This is a genomic window from Sphingomonas sandaracina, assembly GCF_036663695.1.
GTDB lineage: Bacteria > Pseudomonadota > Alphaproteobacteria > Sphingomonadales > Sphingomonadaceae > Sphingomonas.
This window is the reverse complement of the sequence record NZ_JAXOJK010000004.1, coordinates 313,969-329,553: the sequence shown is the minus strand read 5'-3', so window position 1 is coordinate 329,553 and position 15,585 is coordinate 313,969. Positions and strand designations below refer to the sequence as shown.

Annotated in this window: 17 protein-coding genes and 1 pseudogene; all 18 read left to right on the top strand. The window is 64.3% G+C overall.

Annotated features, from left to right (window positions below; translation table 11 throughout):
* Window positions 1-5: 5 nt before the first annotated feature.
* Window positions 6-290 (top strand): helix-turn-helix domain-containing protein, encoded by a 285-nt coding sequence (locus U1707_RS14385; protein WP_332800756.1) that lies wholly within the window; start codon window positions 6-8, stop codon window positions 288-290.
* Window positions 287-769 carry a hypothetical protein gene (locus tag U1707_RS14380; RefSeq protein ID WP_332800755.1) on the top strand — a complete coding sequence of 161 codons (483 nt, stop codon included), beginning with the start codon at window positions 287-289 and terminating at the stop codon, window positions 767-769. The genes U1707_RS14385 and U1707_RS14380 overlap by 4 nt, the downstream gene beginning before the upstream one ends.
* Entirely contained in the window at window positions 766-1,062 is a 297-nt protein-coding gene (locus U1707_RS14375; protein ID WP_332800754.1) for a hypothetical protein, read from the top strand. The genes U1707_RS14380 and U1707_RS14375 overlap by 4 nt, the downstream gene beginning before the upstream one ends.
* Window positions 1,059-1,688 (top strand): hypothetical protein, encoded by a 630-nt coding sequence (locus U1707_RS14370; RefSeq protein ID WP_332800753.1) that lies wholly within the window; start codon window positions 1,059-1,061, stop codon window positions 1,686-1,688. The genes U1707_RS14375 and U1707_RS14370 overlap by 4 nt, the downstream gene beginning before the upstream one ends.
* A complete protein-coding gene (dnaN, locus tag U1707_RS14365; protein WP_332800752.1) occupies window positions 1,685-2,806 on the top strand; it encodes a DNA polymerase III subunit beta in 1,122 nt (373 codons plus the stop codon). The genes U1707_RS14370 and dnaN overlap by 4 nt, the downstream gene beginning before the upstream one ends.
* A 99-nt stretch (window positions 2,807-2,905) precedes the next feature.
* Window positions 2,906-3,187 carry a hypothetical protein gene (locus U1707_RS14360; protein ID WP_332800751.1) on the top strand — a complete coding sequence of 94 codons (282 nt, stop codon included), beginning with the start codon at window positions 2,906-2,908 and terminating at the stop codon, window positions 3,185-3,187.
* 257 nt (window positions 3,188-3,444) lie between these two features.
* Window positions 3,445-3,681, top strand: a pseudogene (locus U1707_RS14355) (DUF2312 domain-containing protein); the annotation flags it as partial.
* The gene (gene ssb / locus U1707_RS14350; RefSeq protein ID WP_332800750.1) at window positions 3,678-4,163 is read left to right on the top strand and encodes a single-stranded DNA-binding protein; all 486 of its coding nucleotides are present in this window, start codon (window positions 3,678-3,680) and stop codon (window positions 4,161-4,163) included. The pseudogene U1707_RS14355 and the gene ssb, both read left to right, overlap by 4 nt.
* 70 nt (window positions 4,164-4,233) lie before the next feature.
* Window positions 4,234-7,056 (top strand): phage/plasmid primase, P4 family, encoded by a 2,823-nt coding sequence (locus U1707_RS14345; protein ID WP_332800749.1) that lies wholly within the window; start codon window positions 4,234-4,236, stop codon window positions 7,054-7,056.
* A gap of 253 nt (window positions 7,057-7,309) precedes the next feature.
* Window positions 7,310-7,810, top strand: a complete 501-nt coding sequence (locus tag U1707_RS14340) for a hypothetical protein (protein WP_332800748.1) — start codon at window positions 7,310-7,312, stop codon at window positions 7,808-7,810.
* A 176-nt stretch (window positions 7,811-7,986) separates the two neighbouring features.
* Window positions 7,987-8,343 (top strand): HNH endonuclease, encoded by a 357-nt coding sequence (locus U1707_RS14335; protein ID WP_332800747.1) that lies wholly within the window; start codon window positions 7,987-7,989, stop codon window positions 8,341-8,343.
* 71 nt (window positions 8,344-8,414) lie between these two features.
* The gene (locus U1707_RS14330) at window positions 8,415-8,894 is read left to right on the top strand and encodes a hypothetical protein (RefSeq protein WP_332800746.1); all 480 of its coding nucleotides are present in this window, start codon (window positions 8,415-8,417) and stop codon (window positions 8,892-8,894) included.
* A 5-nt stretch (window positions 8,895-8,899) separates the two neighbouring features.
* The gene (locus tag U1707_RS14325) at window positions 8,900-10,675 is read left to right on the top strand and encodes a terminase large subunit (protein ID WP_332800745.1); all 1,776 of its coding nucleotides are present in this window, start codon (window positions 8,900-8,902) and stop codon (window positions 10,673-10,675) included.
* Window positions 10,676-10,739: 64 nt separating this feature from the next.
* On the top strand, window positions 10,740-11,936 hold the full coding sequence (locus U1707_RS14320; protein WP_332800744.1) for a phage portal protein: 1,197 nt from the start codon (window positions 10,740-10,742) through the stop codon (window positions 11,934-11,936).
* A gap of 3 nt (window positions 11,937-11,939) precedes the next feature.
* Window positions 11,940-12,812 carry a S49 family peptidase gene (locus tag U1707_RS14315; RefSeq protein ID WP_332800743.1) on the top strand — a complete coding sequence of 291 codons (873 nt, stop codon included), beginning with the start codon at window positions 11,940-11,942 and terminating at the stop codon, window positions 12,810-12,812.
* A gap of 99 nt (window positions 12,813-12,911) precedes the next feature.
* Complete coding sequence (locus U1707_RS14310) at window positions 12,912-14,348, top strand: phage major capsid protein (protein WP_332800742.1); 1,437 nt, start codon at window positions 12,912-12,914, stop codon at window positions 14,346-14,348.
* 71 nt (window positions 14,349-14,419) lie between these two features.
* On the top strand, window positions 14,420-14,869 hold the full coding sequence (locus U1707_RS14305) for a hypothetical protein (protein WP_332800741.1): 450 nt from the start codon (window positions 14,420-14,422) through the stop codon (window positions 14,867-14,869).
* Between the two features lie 11 nt (window positions 14,870-14,880).
* Window positions 14,881-15,576 (top strand): hypothetical protein, encoded by a 696-nt coding sequence (locus U1707_RS14300; RefSeq protein ID WP_332800740.1) that lies wholly within the window; start codon window positions 14,881-14,883, stop codon window positions 15,574-15,576.
* The last annotated feature ends 9 nt before the right edge of the window (window positions 15,577-15,585 follow it).

Genomic DNA, 15,585 nt, shown 5'->3' with positions numbered 1-15,585 from the left:
TTTCGATGACCCTCAAAGATTGGCTGATCGAGCAGAACGTGGAGCCAAGTGCGTTTGCCGAGCGCATTGGCAGAACCACCGAGGCCGTGCGTCGCTACGTGAACGGCGCCCGCATCCCTGATCGTGCAACCATGCCGCTGATCGTCAGCGAGACGCGCGGAACGGTGACCGCCAACGACTTCTTCGGGATTGATACGGTGCAAAACGCTGATCATGCCGATGATGATACTGGCGCTACCGAGATGACGTCAGCGGGAAAGACCGATCTTTCTTCCCAGGTGCCGGCGTGAGTGTGATTGCATCAGACGCGGTCAAGGGCCGCATGCTGAAGATCAAGTTCGGCGAACTGGTCGGGCGGATCGGCGGCCTTGAGGCCGCGGCGTCGTTCTGTCGCGTCGGCAAGAGCACGCTCGCTCGGTACGCCTCGACCGTCCAGGCCGATGCCGAGTGCTTCGCGCCGATCGACGTGGTCCGCGATCTCGAAGCGCTGGCCGGCGACCCGATCATCACCACGACGCTCTGCGCCATGGCGGATGGCGTGTTCGTCGCGGTCCCGGACGCTCCGGCTGGTAGCGGTGACCTGCTGGCGATGATGGCCATGCTGTCTGGCGAGTTCAACGACACGACCGGCGCGATCTGCACCGGCTTGGCTGACGGCAATTTCTCGGCGCTCGACGCCGAGAGGCTGGAACGCGAACTCGACGACGTGATTCGCGTCGCGGTCGGCATGCGGGCGCTCGCCCGCTCTATTCATGGAGGTGAACGATGAAGACGCTACGCCTGCGCCTCGGCGTCCGTGTGCCGAACGAAGGCGCTCGCCGCCTGGCGCAATGGATCATGCGCGAACCCGTCGGCACGCTGGACAAGCTGCTGCGCAAGATCGGCATGGGTCAGATCGACATGGAGCGGATGATGGCCGGTGAGCTTACGCCCGGCGCGTTCGTCGGCCACCAGATCTTCGCGTTCACGCGCTGCGGAGTGACGATCAACGATTGGTATCGGCCCGCCGCTGCCGGCTGGTTCGAGGTCGTTCCCGCCGAGACCCTGCGGAGGGCTGCATGACCACTTCAGTTTCCAAGTTCACGAGCTGCCGTTCCCCGGCGGTTGCTCGTGCCGGCGAGGCAGCCCCTCTGTCTTCGGACAGCGCCTCGCCGGGTTCGTTCTCCGAAGCCAAGCGCGTCATCGCGTCGATCGACCAGATCGAGACGTGGCTCGCCATCGCGAAGGCGGGCGACCGTTTCCTGTACGCCACGCGGCCGTTCCTGCCGGCCGGATCACAGGGCGCGTTGCGCATGCGGACCCTTGCCGAGCAAGGCGTCGTCTATCTGGTGAAGAAGCGCAGCGACCTGCTGCGCGGCGAATGGTGCTATTATGCCGAGCGGTCGACCAAGTCGGCGCGCGACATCCGGCCTCTACGCGAGCCGCGGCATGACGTGCGTACGACACCGGACGACGTCTCCGCCATTAACGTCCTGCTGCCGATCCTGAAGAAGGCGGCGCGGTTCGGGCGTCCCTGCCCGACCGACGTCCAGCTTGCCGAGCGCGCGAAGCTACCGCGCGAAGTCATCCAACCGACGATCGACGCGATGCGGACGATGAACATCATTCGGGTGCTGCCTGCGAAGGCCCCCACGCTGCGGTTCGTCGAGATCGTCGAGACCGGTCACAAGACGGGATTGATCGCATGAAGATCGAGATCGAACGCGACGCGCTGCTCGGCGCGTTGGAGCAGGTCGCGGGCGTCGTCGAGCGGCGCAACACAATCGCGGTACTGTCGAACCTGCTGCTGGTGGTCGACGACGGCACGTTGTCCGTCACGGCAACGGATCTCGATATCGAGGCAACGGCTTCGGTCGCTGCTTCCGGCGAACTGCGGACGACAGTGCCGAGCGACAAGATCATGGCCGCGGTGAAGTCGTTCAAGGCCGGCAAGCTGACGATCGCGCCGGTCGAAGGCCGGTCGGCGCTCACCGTCAAACAGGGGCGCGGCGTTCGTACGCTGTCGACGCTGCCCGCCGATGACTTCCCCAAGCGGGCGGCGATGGGCAGCGCGGTGTCGTTTTCGATCCCGAGCGACGCGCTGGCCCGGATCTTCTCCAAGTGCGCCGTTGCCCAGTCCAGCGAGGAAACGCGCTACTACCTCTGCGGCGTGTTCCTGCACACGGTCGGCGACAAGCTCCGTGGTGCAGCGACTGACGGTCACCGATTGATCCGTGCCGAGGTCGACCTCCCGCCGGGTGCGAAGGAGATGGCGGACATCATTGTCCCGAAGAAAGCAGTCGCGCAGGTGCTTGGCCTGCTCCGCAATGCGGCTGGCGAGGTCGCGATCGAGACGAACGGCACGGCGATCTCGTTCCGGATCGGTGACGGCAGCATCATCAGCAAGCTGATCGACGGTACATTCCCCGATTACAGCCGCGTAATTCCCGATCCGGCGAAGAACGAAATCAGTGTCGCGCGTGACGTTCTGATCGCAACGGCCGCGGCCGTTTCATCAGTCGTCAATGCCGAGGGCGACAAAACGAAGGTCCGGGCGGTGGCGCTCGATTTCGACACCGGCGACGGTGCTTACGAGATGACGGCCAAGGACCAGATGGGCACCAGCGCGAGCGAGCCGATCGAAGCCAGCTACAAGGGGGCAGCGCTGCGGTTCGGCCTCAACAGTCAGTACCTGCGCGACGTCGCGGGCATATTCGCCGAGGGCGCCGCTCTCACCATCACGCTGCATGATGCCGCAGCGCCCCTTCGCATCGTCTCGGACAAAGATCTCGACCTCGTCGGGGTCGTCATGCCGATGCGCGTTTGAGGAGCACTTACCATGCCACGAAGCTCTTCCGTTCGGTGTCACTTACAGTTGCATGATGCCATCGACGTTCTTCGCGAAAACGGTGTCATCACGTCGTCGATGGCAAACGACTTCTTCGACGCCAACGAAAACCGGACCATCCGTTTCATGGCCGAAGTCGAGGTGGACGACGTTCTCGACGATGCGACTACGCTCGCGCTGCAATCTGAACTCTCGACCCGCGCCGATTACGAGCCGTTCCCCCAATTCGACGTACGCGATCTCGCGGATGGGGTGCGCTACGCCGTTAAGGCAGAGCCGACGCTGGCCGAAGCGATGTTTGCGCGTGCGATGCCGGAGCAGGACATCACGGCGATCTCCGCGGTCCTGCGCGCGTCATGAAGCAGAAGCTCGACACGCAGGTTGCCGCGGCGGTCGGTGCCATGCTCGTCGGGCGCGACGAGATCACTTTGGAAGAGGTCGCAGACCAGTTGCCGGGGCATATCCGTGCAGCTGGCCCGTCGTTGAAGTCGATGACGAAAGCGCTCGCGGGTGCCGGGTGGATTGCCGACCGGCGGGGTGGCGGCAGCGTCGTCTACGTCCCGCCCCGCCCTGAGGGCGAGGAGTCGCCCGACCCGCGCCATAACGGCTTCGAGGGTGGCGCCGTCGCCGCGGACGAAGTCCGGCTTCTGATCGAGCGGGCCGAACGCCTGATCGAAGAGAAGAAGGGCATCGCGGACGACATCAAGGACGTCATGGCAGAGGCCAAGGGCCGTGGTTACGACCCTAGCGCCCTCCAAGACATCATCAAATTGCGGGCGAAGAAGCCCGACGAACAGCACGAGCGACAGGCGATCCTTGAGGTCTACCTCCGCGCATTGGGAATGATGTCATGAGCAGCGTGAACAAGGTTATCCTCGTCGGCCACCTCGGCAAGGAACCGGAAGCGCGCAGCTTCCAGAACGGTGGCGAGATCGTGAACATGAGCCTCGCGACGTCCGAGCGCTGGAAGGACCGCGTGTCTGGTGAGCAGAAGGAACGGACAGAGTGGCATAACATCGTCATTATGAACGAAGGCCTCGTGAAGGTCGCCAAGCAGTATCTGCGCAAGGGCTCGAAGGTCTACATCGAGGGCGCGCTGCGAACCCGCAAATGGCAGGACAATACCGGTAACGACCGCTGGTCGACCGAGATCGTGCTGGGCGCGTTCAACTCGGCGCTGGTGTTGCTCGATCGCCGCGAGGCGGATCCCGGTCGCACCGACTATTCCAGCTATGGCGACACCCGTGGCGGTGCTTCCGGTGGGTCTGCCGGCTCCGGTGCTGGCGGTTCACGTGGCACCTTCACCGACGATCTGGACGACGACGTGCCGTTCTAACGATTGAGCCGTCGCGCCGCTGGCAGACCGGTATGGTCGTCTGCCGCTAATTTTGCCGGGGGCATGATCTGTGAGCGTTTCCACCTCGTTGCCGTCTCAGCTTGAGGCGGCGCTGTCTTTCGCGCGTCGTGGCTGGCCGGTGTTCCCGTGCTCAGTCACGAACAAGCGCCCGCTCGTGCCGCAGGACCGTGACGCGGCAGGCAAGCCGATCAAGGGGTCGGGCGGCGTTTCGAAGGCGACGTGTGACGAGGATCAGATCCTCGCCTGGTGGCGCAAGTGGCCCAAGGCCATGATCGGCGTGTCGGTCGGCAAAGCGAATCTGATCGTGGTCGATTTCGATCCGCGCATCGACCAGTCCACCGGCGAAGAATGGACGCTGGAGCAGCTAAAGGCCGATCTTGAAAAACAGATCGGCTGCGCGCTGCCGACCAGTCTTGCCGTGCGTACGCCCTCGGGCGGCGTGCACGTCTATTTCCAGATGCCCGAAGGCGACCCGATCGGGAACCGCGGCAACCTGCCCGATCATATCGATGTGCGCGGTCTGGGCGGCTACACGATCGTACCGCCCAGCCATTGCGAGGGCGATGCCAAGAACGCCACCGGTACGTATCGCTGGCTGCGTGGCGACGCAGACGCCGAGATCGTCGCGATGCCGGCCGAGCTGGTCGCCGTGCTGCGGTCACCGACCGGCAAGCGCAAGACCGATCAGGCCGATGTCGCCGCATCAGCGTACGTCCCGCGCGACGTCTTCCCGGTCGACGTCGACGCGCGTCATAAGCGGTACGCGCAGATCGCGCTTCAGGAAGAGATGGACGAGCTCGCTGCGACGCCAATGGGCGGTGGCCGATGGGGCGGACGCAACGCCGGCATCTATCACGCGGCGATGAAGATGGGCGGGCTCGTCATGGCGGGCGCGATCGCCGAGGGCTTCGTGCGGGCCGGCCTCGAATCGGTCGTACGCGCTATGCCGCAGAACGACGACCTGGCGGGCGCACTGAAGGCGATCGACAACGGCTTCGCCAACGCAAAGCCCCGCGATCTCGGCGCCGTAGGCGCGCAGACGGCGCGCGGCCGCGATAGCGGCCGGTCCGCCTCCTCTTCGTCGTACGCGCCGGAGGTTCCGCCGCTCGATGCCTATTCCGAGGATGTCGGCCGGTTCGAACCCGCACCCGGCGGAGATGGATTTTCCGAGCCCTTCCAAAACGGAACCATCAGCCCCGCGGCACAGGCTGGGGGGTCAGGGGGGCGCATTGCGCCGGCCAAGGATGAAGCGCTGGATCGCCAATGCGCGGTGTTGGCGACCACGGACCTCGGCAACGCGGAACGTTTCCGGGCGCGGCATGCGTGGCGTTTCCGCTTCTGTAACGAGCTTGGTTGGTTCGTATGGGACGGTCAGCGCTGGGAGTTGCTATCCGAGGAAAAGGACAAAATCCCCGGCAAGGTCAGTCTGGCCGTGTTCGATACCGTGCGGTCGATCCTTCACGAAGCAAACCTCGTCGCGGCAAGCGGCCTGAAAGAGGAACTTCCTGAGGACGCGACGGACGAGCAGCGCGCTTCTACGCTGGACTATATCGACCGATGGAAGGGCAGCGGCGATAACAAGGTGCCGATCTACTACAGCGACGTGCTGCGTGCCCACGCGAAGTCTAGTGAGGGATCGCAACGGCTGGGGTGCATCGCTGGTTTGGTAAAGTCGTTCATCGACGTCTCGATCCGCGCCGATGCGATGGATGCCGACCGGATGGCTGTGAACCTGCTCAACGGTACGCTGCGATTGACGCAGGAAGGCAAGCGGTGGGCGATGGTCGACGGTGTCTTCAAGCCGATCACGATGGGCGATCGGTGGGGCATGCGGCTTGACGCGCACCGGCCCGAGGATCTGATCAGCAAGATCGCCAACGTCGTGTTCGACCCGAAGGCGACCAGCCCGGAATACGACAAGTTTCTAGCGGTCGTGCAGCCGGACGAGAAGATGCGTCGCTTCCTGCACCAGTGGGGTGGCTTGAGCATGACCGGCGACATCAGCGAACAAAAACTGGCGTTCTTCCATGGCAAGGGCCGCAACGGGAAATCGACGCTGGTGGATGCCTGGAGCTACATTGCCGGGGACTATGGCGGATCGGTGGGGATCGAGACGTTCCTCGACCAGGGCCGTGGTCGCAAGGGCGGCGAGGCAACGCCTGATCTTGCCCGCCTGCCCGGTATCCGGTTCCTGCGCACGTCGGAGCCCGAGAAAGGTGCGAAGCTGGCGGAGGCGCTGATCAAGCTGATCACGGGCGGCGAGCTCATCGACGCGCGTCATCTGAACAAGGGCTTCTTCTCGTTCCTGCCATCGTTCAAGGTGACGATCTCGGGCAACCACAAGCCTAAGATCACCGGTCACGACGACGGGATATGGCGGCGTGTCATGCTGGTGCCGTGGGACGTCCAGATCGCCAAGGAGGCGGTCGACAAGGCGCTGCCGGAGAAGCTGAAGAAGGAATCGTCCGGCATCTTCAACCGGCTGATGGAGGGCCTTCTCGACTGGCGGGAGCACGGTCTCGTCGAGCCCGACAGCGTGATCGCGGCGACGGCCAAATACCGCGAGCAGAGCGATCAGCTAGGCCGGTTCCTAGACGAGTGCACCAAGGCGGTCGCTGGGGCGCGATCGAAGTCTTCGGCGCTGTTCGACCTGTTCAAGGCGTGGTCGAAGGCCAGCGGCTCCGCGGAGTGGCAGACGCAGGGTTTCTCGAAGGCGATGGAGGATCGAGGCTTCGAGAAGAAGCCGTCGAACGGCATCCAGTGGCTCGACATCGAGATGACGAAGTCGGTCGCCGACTATGTCGACGCCGATGCTGGCCGCTCCGGATACGGCGGTGATCCCGGACCCTACCCCGATGACGAGCCGCTGTAGGCTGAATTTGGAAGGGGTTTACCTTCCGGCTGGAACCACGATTGGAAGGACGAAAATGGCGGATTTGTGCGGGCTTGGAAGGGGTGGAAGGGCTTTGCTTGGTCCTCCCGCCATGTGCGCGTGTGGGCGCGCATGCGCACACGAAAGACCCTGAATTATCATTCCATCCCTTCCAATCTCTTCGATCGAACAGATCGAAACAAACAGAAACGGCGGAAACCCGCCAATTATGCGAACCCAAAGGACCAATAGAATGGAAGGACTACCCGCCAACGTCTCCTCTCCGATGGAAGGACAGCCCCTTCCACGCGATTTCTGGACGTTTGACATGGTGCAGGAGCGCTTGGTCGAGGCGATGATCACATGCTGGCGCCATCCCGACCGCGAACGCGGGTGGCAGCGGGTGCGGTCGGCGTGGCCCGACATCCTACGCGAGGTGTCGGCTGGCGACTATGATGCCCGCGGTGCTGACCTCGCCAGTTCGGACGTGGAGATCCGCCCGGCCTCGCTGACCCGTATCGAGGTGGGCGAGATGGAAGAGGCATTCGCCTGGACGGACATGCTGGCGTTGGAGGATCGCAAGCTGGTGGGCATGGTGATCACGGAACTGGCTAAGGGGCAGCGCGAGGTGAAGTGGCGGCGTCTGCTGCTTCGTATGGGTCTGCAACGCGGTGCCGAGGGCCTGCGTAAGCGATATGGCCGCGCTATCAATATGATCTGCATCGCCAAGAATGGCGGAAATGCACGGGGTTGATGTGTCAAGTGAGACGATTTGCACGAATGATAATTTTCTATGTCCGCCTATCGGGCGATTTGGGTCTATAAGTGATCACGCTGGGTTGGGCCTTCGGGTTCGACGCATCCTCTTCCCCACCTCGAAGGGCGGCGCGACTTCGGTCTCGCCGCCCTTCGCCGTTTAGGCTCACGCGCATGGGACGACTGAAGAGTCTGCCCTCACGCCTGTCCGCGCCTGCATCCCGGCTCACCTACCTGCCCGGTGATCGTCAGGCGTTCGATCGGGATCGGGATCAGCAGGGCTGGCGCAAATGGTACAAGACGGCACGGTGGCAAAAGCTGCGCATGTCGGTGCTCGTCCGCGACCTGTTCACTTGCCAGATGGCAGGATGCGGCAGGATCGAGGGCGACACGTCGCAGCTGGTCGCCGACCACCGTCGCCCGCACCGCGGCGACGAACGGCTGTTCTGGGACGAGCGCAACCTCCAGTGCCTGTGCAAGCCGTGCCACGACAGCACGAAGCAGCGGCAGGAACGACGCGGCCTCGGGTGACCGGGGGGGGGTCGAAACCTCACAAGGGCGCCGGGCCCTAGACCGCTAACGTTCTCATCGGGAGATTTTTTTTGGCCGTAGCGGAGTTTTCGGGGGTCGACCTGTTCGGCGACCCGGTCACGCCCCGCAAGGAAGGGCGCGGCAGGCCCGAACATTCGTGGTCTATTGAAAACTCAAACAAGGTCCTGTTGGCGTTCGTGCGTGGTCTGACGGTCAAACAGGCGGCAACGGCGATCGGGGTGTCGGTCCCCACGCTGCGGAAGCATTATTCTTCCGAGCTTGCTCAGCGGGAGGCCGCGGGCATTCGGTTCGAGATGGTCCAGTTCAGCCGGCTCAATGAGCTAGCCAAGGCAGGTAGCGTGCCCGCCGAGAAGGAACTGGCACGGCGACTTGAGAAAGCGCGGCTCGACGATCTGTCCGATCGCGTCTCGAACCATGCACGTCCGCCACGACCTGCCCCGCTCGGCAAGAAGGAAGTGGCGCTTCAGGACGCGCAGGACGTCCGCGGGCTGTATGAGACGCCCGGCCCGCCGCCCGGTCTGCTCAATTGAGCATCATGACAGCGCCCGCGCCGGTGTGGACGACCGCGTGTCCCGATTGGGAACGCCGGATCGTCGAGCGGGAATCGTTGGTTCCGTTCGCTCCGCTGTTCCCCGCCGAGGCGGAAGCGGCCTTGGATATCTTCAAGTCGCTTCGCATGGTCGACGTCGCTGGCCAGCCGACATTCGGTGAAGCCTGCGAGCAGTTCGTGTTCGACCTGGTCGGCGCAATCTTCGGCGCATACGACGCCAACGCGGGGCAGCGGCTGATCGAGGAGTATCTCCTCCTCATCAGCAAGAAAAACGGCAAGTCGACGATCGCGGCGGGCATTATGCTTACCGCGCTGATCCGTAACTGGCGGCACGACGCGGCGCTGAGCATCCTTGCTCCGACGCAGAAGGTCGCCGGCAACAGCTTCGGCCCAGCCGCGGCGATGGTGCGGATCGACCCGAAGCTGAAGAAGCTGCTGCACGTCGTCGACAACCAGCGGATGATCAAGCACCGGGTCACCGGGGCCGAACTTCGCGTCATCGCCGCGGACACAGGCACTGTGGGCGGAAGCAAGGCCGGCTTCGTGCTTGTCGACGAGCTATGGATCTTCGGTAAACAGAACAACGCCGAGTCGATGCTTGAGGAAGGCACCGGCGGACTGGCGTCGCGTCCCGAAGGCTTCGTCATCTACCTGACGACGCATAGCGACGAGCGCCCACGCGGCGTGTTCAAGGACAAGCTCGACTATTTCCGCGGGGTCCGCGACGGCACGATCGACGATCCGCGCAGCTTCGGGATGCTCTACGAGTGGCCTGAGGCGATGCGCGACGACGAGGCGTATCTCGACCCCGCCAATTTCTACGTCACCAACCCCAACCTTGGCCGGTCGCAGTCCGTCAGCTTCATCCAGCGCAAGCTGCAACAGGTGAAGGAAGGCAAGGGCGAGGAAGGCGATACGTCGCTCCAGATCGTTCTGGCGAAGTATCTCAACGTCGAGATCGGCCAGAGGCTCGCGCGGGATCGATGGACCGGCGCGTCATTCTGGCCACGATGTGCCATTCCCGTGCTTTCGCTCGATGATCTGATAGCGCGCAGCGAGGTGATCGTCGGCGGTGTCGACGGTGGCGGCCTCGACGATCTTCTAGGCCTCTGCTTGATCGGTCGCGAGAAGGGCAGCAAGCGCTGGCTGATCTGGGCGCATGCCTGGGCGTGGTCGATCGTCTGGAAGCGTCGGCAGGATATCGTGACGCATCTGAACGAGTTCATCGCAGAGGGCACGCTCACGAGGTGTGAGATGCCCGACGACGATGGCGAGTTGGTTGCGATCGGCGAAGGCGACGATGGCGAAGGCGATCAGGAAGACCTGACCGAGGACGTCCTTGGCGTTGTCGACGTGTTCAAGCGCGTTCGGGACGCGGGGAAGCTACCGGCGAAGGATGCCATCGGGCTCGATCCTGCGGGCGTCGCCGCGATCGTCGACGAGCTCGCGCGCGAAGGCTTCGGAGACGAGCAGCTGAGGGCCATCCCGCAAGGCTGGCGCCTAAGCAGCGTCATCAAAGGGCTGGCGCGCAAATGCGCTGCCCGCACGGTCCGCCATGCCGGGACGCTGCTGATGTCGTGGTGCATCGGCAACGTGAAACAGGAGCCGCGCGGCGCAAGCGGCGTGGCGATCACGAAGCAGTCGCCCAGTGCGAAAATCGATCCCGTCGCTGCGATGTTCTCCGCGGCGACATTGATGACTTTGAGCCCAGAGGCCGCTGAAGGCTTCGTCTACGAAGAAAGGGGCATGTTGATACTATGATACCCCTTTTGGACGAGCATGCCTCCGGACTTGTGGGCTCTGATCCTGCCCAAGCTACATGGCTATGGGCTCCGCAACCGGGCGCCCTGCCCCGTCGAACGTGACGGACGGCCGGTTCTTCGGTGATGACACGTGGACGTCGTTGGTCGCGGCCATGCCGATGGAGGCGAACACAGCCGAAACGGCCGCGCGGGTCGCGGCCGTGTTCTTCTGCGTGTCGATCATCGCCGAGGCGGTCGGTAGCCTCGCTCTGGAGTTCAAGGACGACGACGGCATTCGCGACGATTTCCCGCTCGCGAACGTCCTCGCCTACGAGCCAAACCATCTCCAGACAGGTGCCGAGTTCTGGGCGGCAATGGCCTTCACCTGCGTCCTGCGCGGCGAGGCCTTCGCCGAACCAACCGTCGGCGTCGACGGGCTGGAGATCTGGCCGCTGTCGCCGCTGCGCACGACGGCGAACTGGGGCGAGCGCAGCATGTCGGTCGACTATGCGTCCGAGACCGGCATGCGCCAGCTGCTGCCGCAGGAACTGTTCTGGTTCACCGGACTAGCGGACGGTGGTTTGCGGCCGCTCGTGCCGTGGAAGCAGGCCAAGGGCGCGATCGATTTCCAGCTTGCGCTGGAAGTCGGCTCGCGCGCGTTCTTCCGTAACGACCGCCGTCCCTCGGGTATCGTCACGACCGAGCAAAAGCTCACCGACGAGTCCGCCGGACGATTGGCAACGGGCGTCGCTGCCTGGAAGAAGGGCGGCACGCCCGTATTCGAGCAGGGTGTCAAGTATACGGCGGTCGGCAGCAACAATACCGATGCGCAGCTGCACGAGCTGTTCGCGCAACGCACGCTTGAGATGGGTCGGTACTGGCGCATCCCGCGATCGATGATCGGCGATGAGGGCGGGAACGCCGGCAACAACGAGCAGGACACGCGGTCTTTCGTGAACTGGGCGCTTCGCCCGCTCACTCGCCGGATGGAGCAGGCGATCACGGTGAGGATGATCCCGCCGGAACTTCGACTGCAAAAGGTTCGGGCCAAGTTCAACCTCGACAGCATGCTGCGCGGCGACTCCGCGACGCAGTGGAAAAACGCGGTGCTGGCACGAACCGCCGGCATCCTCAGCGTCAACACGATCGGCACGCAGTGGTTCGGCCAGCCCAAGATCAAAGAGGCATGGGCCGACGATCCGCGGGCCGCCCTCAACAGCAACCGGGCTGCCGATACCCTCACGGGCGGCGAGACTTCGCCGCAAGACAAGGTGGAATAGACGATGGATCATCTCATGGCGTCGTCGGCCCTTTGGGCGATGCACCCGACTTTTCTCGCCGCGGCGCTCAAGCAGAGCGGCGTCGAGGCCCTGCTGCCTGACGCGCTGCGGGTGTTCGCCGGATCGCTCAGCGGTCAACAGGCTGCGAAGCCTGCCGATCCGATCCGCGAGGGCTCGACGTTCATCATGCCTATCACCGGCATGCTGGCACCGCGCGGCCTGGGCGGGTCGACCTATTACGACACGATCGCCGACCGCGTGCGCGAGGCTGCCGCAGACAGCAAGATCGGCGCGATCGTCCTCGCGTTCCGATCGCCGGGCGGTTACGTCTGGGGCTGCTCGGAGGCAGGCGACGCGATTTTCGAAGCACGCGATGCCAAGCCCATCATTGCCGTTGCCGATCCGTATTGCTTCTCCGCTGCCTACTGGCTCGCAACACAGTGCAGCGCGTTCCACTGCACGCCTTCAGGCGAGGTCGGCTCTGTCGGCGTGCGGTCGGGCCATGTCGACATGTCCGGGTTCGAAGACAAGATTGGCATGAAGACCACGCTGATCGGCTCGCATCCCGACAAAATCGCGGGTCATAGCCATGCGCCACTCGATGATGACCACCGTGCGGACCTTGAAGCGGGGGTCGAGGAATCGAACGTTGCCTTCGCCGCGGCCATCGCGCGCGGTCGCGGCATGAAGCCAAGCGACGTCGCTGCCGTCCACGGCACCGGCAAGACGTTCTCGGCGCCGCGCGCGCTGGCGAACGGCGCGATCGACGGGATCAGCACGCTTCGCGATGTCGTCGCCAAATACAACACCGGCCGCGCCCGGCTGTCGCTGATGCGACGGCAGGCAGCGGCCATGGATCTCGCGCGAGCGATTTGAAGATCCCCTTTTGGGGTTGAGCAGGGCGGCGCCAATCGGCGTCGCCCGTCGTGGGCGTGCGCGCCCGACACAGGGCCTGCGGGCCAGAGGATGACAGATATGCGGAAGTTCATGCTTCTGGCGGCCGGTTCCACGGTCGCCTCCCTTGGTGCCATGACGGCTACGGAACGCCGTCACGGCCGCTATATGCGAGACCCGAACGGACACCCGACGGGCGGCGGTGCGGTTAACATTGCCGTCCTGCGAACCGAAGCCCAGCGAATCTCCGGCGGCATTCAGACCCGTCTGAGCACGGCTGAAGGCGAGAACCGCGACCTTACCGCCGAAGAGCAGACCGCGCATGACACGGAAATGGCTCAGCTGGCCGGTCTGACGAAGCGTATCGAGCGTGCCCAGACGGCGATCACCGCAGCATCGGCGATCGGCGGTGTCCCGACCGGGAACACCGGGGCGACAGGTGGTGGCGGGCAGCAGGAACAGCGTCAATCGCGCATTACGTTCACGGCCACGCCGGAGAACGCCGGTTTCGCCAATCTCGCTGAATTCGCCCATGCCGTACGCTGCGCCAACCCTGCAGCCGGCCAGAGCTTCCGCATGGATGATCGCTTGGCCGCGCCGGGCAACGTCCACATGGAGCAGGGCGATGCGGCGGGTAGCTACCTCGTGCCGGCGGAGTTCCGTCAGCAGATCGTCAACCTCGTCTTCGACCAGGGTAACGATCCGATCATGGATCTCATCGATCCCGATCCGACCGCCTCGAACCGCGTCGTCGGCCTGGGCGACGAGACGACCCCGTGGGGCAATTCCGGGATTGTCGCGTCGTGGCGCTCCGAAGGCGAGCAGATGCAGCCGAGCCGTATGTCGCTCGTGCCGCGCGAGACGAAGCTCAACGAGCTTTACGCATTCGTGCTGGCGACCGAAGAGTTGCTTGAGGATGCGCCTCGCATCGCCACGCTGCTGACCAACCACGCAGCGGCTGCAATCCGGTGGAAGGCCGCCGACGCCTTCATGTTCGGCGACGGCATTGAAAAGCCGCTCGGCTGGATGAACTCGCCCGCTACGATCGCGGTTGCGAAGGATCAGGGCCAGACCGCGGCCACGATCAGCGCATCGAACGTCGCGCGTATGTGGGCGCGCATGATCATGCCCAGTCAGGCCAGCTGGCTCGTGAACAGCGACGTCATGCCGACGTTGATGGACATGAAGAACAGCGCCGGCCTGCCGCTGTGGTTCGGCAACTATCAGGAAAGCCCCGGCGGTGTCCTGCTTGGCCGTCCCGTCGTGTTCAACGAGCATAGCCGCTCGGTCGGGCAGTATGGCGATATCCAGTTCGTGAACCCGAACGGATACGAGGCCTTCCGCAAGCAGAACGGCGTCAGCTTCGCGGACTCGATCCACCTCTACTTCGATTACAACATCCGCGCATTCCGCTGGGTGTTCCGCATCGGCGGTCAGCCGGTGCTGTCGAAGCCCGTGCAGCCCGCGAACGGCGGCAACAGCAAGTCGCACTTCGTGGCGCTCGCCGAGCGCGCCTGATTCTCGACACCGGACCCGCGCCCGGCGCGGGACCGGTCGGATCGTCCGGCCGGTAGCTTTGGAGACTGAAAATGCAGGGCAACCTGGACCCATCCGCCCGCGTCGCTGTCGCGGGCGTTATCCCCGCGCAGCAGGCCGCGCCGGGCGTCGTCACGTCGAACTTCGTCGACATGCGCAGCTTCTACGCGCTGCTCGCCTCGCTCAACATCGGTGTCATCGGCGCGGCCGGCACGGTGGATGCGAGGATCGAGCAGGCAACCGATGCGAATGGCGCGAACGTCAAAGCCGTTACCGGCCTCGCCATCGTGCAGATCGCCAAGGCGGGCGGTGACAATCGACAGGCGAGCATCAACGTCCGGCAGGAGGACCTCGACAAGAACGGGAGCTTCCGGTTCGTCCGCGTGTCCGTGACGGTCGGCGGTGCCGCGACCTTCCTGTCCGCCTCGCTGACCGGCTTTGACGCGCGCTACGGCGCCGGCAGCGCCAACCAGCTTGGCACCACCGCAACCGCGATCAGCTGAGGAGCGAAACAATGATCGAGTTCATTCAGGACTATGTGACGAAGGCGCTCCCGCCTGAGTCGTTCAAGGACGGCGACAAGGTCGAGCGTTCTACCGAAAGCGAACTGTACTTCGTTCGCCTCGGCGTCGCCGGCTTCGTCCATGACGGTAAAATCGTCGACCAGGACTACCAGCCGATCGAGCGCAAGGCCGTCGTCATCGTCACGACCGACCGCCGCTTCTCCGACACTGGTCGTGGCGGCGAGGTCATTGGTCTCGATGCGCCGCAGCGTGCAACGAGTGGCCCCGGTAACGAGGCGTTGCTCTCCGGTCAGCCGGAAAGCACGACGCTCGGCGGTGTCGAGTTCGAGCAGTTGCGCGGCGATCTCGCGTCGTCGCGCGGTGAGTTTGAAGAATACCGGGCCGGCAGCACAACCGAGATCGAGCGGCTGAAGGGCCTAATCGAGGCTGGAAACGACGCTTTCCATGCGGCGGATACCGCGTTCACCGAGGAGCGGGCCAAGCTCACCGAGGAGCGTGACCAGGCGCTGTCGGATCTGAAGGAAGCGCGTAGCCAGCATGACGGGCTCGTCCTCGAATATCAGGCGACTCGCGAGCAGCTGGACACGGGCGCCGCGCGGATCGTCGAACTGGAGGGCCTGCTCGCGGCCGCTACCAAGCCGGCCGGGGACGGTGCGACGACGACCAAGACGTCGAAGGCCAAGTAAGGAGGCGGG

Bases quoted from the DNA above. Each gene is read 5' to 3' on its own strand.
- U1707_RS14370 (WP_332800753.1), top strand. From the start codon at position 1,059: ATGACCACTTCAGTTTCCAAGTTCACGAGCTGCCGTTCCCCGGCGGTT.
- U1707_RS14375 (WP_332800754.1), top strand. From the start codon at position 766: ATGAAGACGCTACGCCTGCGCCTCGGCGTCCGTGTGCCGAACGAAGGC.
- U1707_RS14340 (WP_332800748.1), top strand. From the start codon at position 7,310: ATGGAAGGACTACCCGCCAACGTCTCCTCTCCGATGGAAGGACAGCCC.
- ssb (WP_332800750.1), top strand. From the start codon at position 3,678: ATGAGCAGCGTGAACAAGGTTATCCTCGTCGGCCACCTCGGCAAGGAA.
- U1707_RS14325 (WP_332800745.1), top strand. From the start codon at position 8,900: ATGACAGCGCCCGCGCCGGTGTGGACGACCGCGTGTCCCGATTGGGAA.
- U1707_RS14315 (WP_332800743.1), top strand. From the start codon at position 11,940: ATGGATCATCTCATGGCGTCGTCGGCCCTTTGGGCGATGCACCCGACT.
- dnaN (WP_332800752.1), top strand. From the start codon at position 1,685: ATGAAGATCGAGATCGAACGCGACGCGCTGCTCGGCGCGTTGGAGCAG.
- U1707_RS14335 (WP_332800747.1), top strand. From the start codon at position 7,987: ATGGGACGACTGAAGAGTCTGCCCTCACGCCTGTCCGCGCCTGCATCC.
- U1707_RS14300 (WP_332800740.1), top strand. From the start codon at position 14,881: ATGATCGAGTTCATTCAGGACTATGTGACGAAGGCGCTCCCGCCTGAG.
- U1707_RS14310 (WP_332800742.1), top strand. From the start codon at position 12,912: ATGCGGAAGTTCATGCTTCTGGCGGCCGGTTCCACGGTCGCCTCCCTT.
- U1707_RS14360 (WP_332800751.1), top strand. From the start codon at position 2,906: ATGGCAAACGACTTCTTCGACGCCAACGAAAACCGGACCATCCGTTTC.
- U1707_RS14305 (WP_332800741.1), top strand. From the start codon at position 14,420: ATGCAGGGCAACCTGGACCCATCCGCCCGCGTCGCTGTCGCGGGCGTT.
- U1707_RS14385 (WP_332800756.1), top strand. From the start codon at position 6: ATGACCCTCAAAGATTGGCTGATCGAGCAGAACGTGGAGCCAAGTGCG.
- U1707_RS14320 (WP_332800744.1), top strand. From the start codon at position 10,740: ATGGGCTCCGCAACCGGGCGCCCTGCCCCGTCGAACGTGACGGACGGC.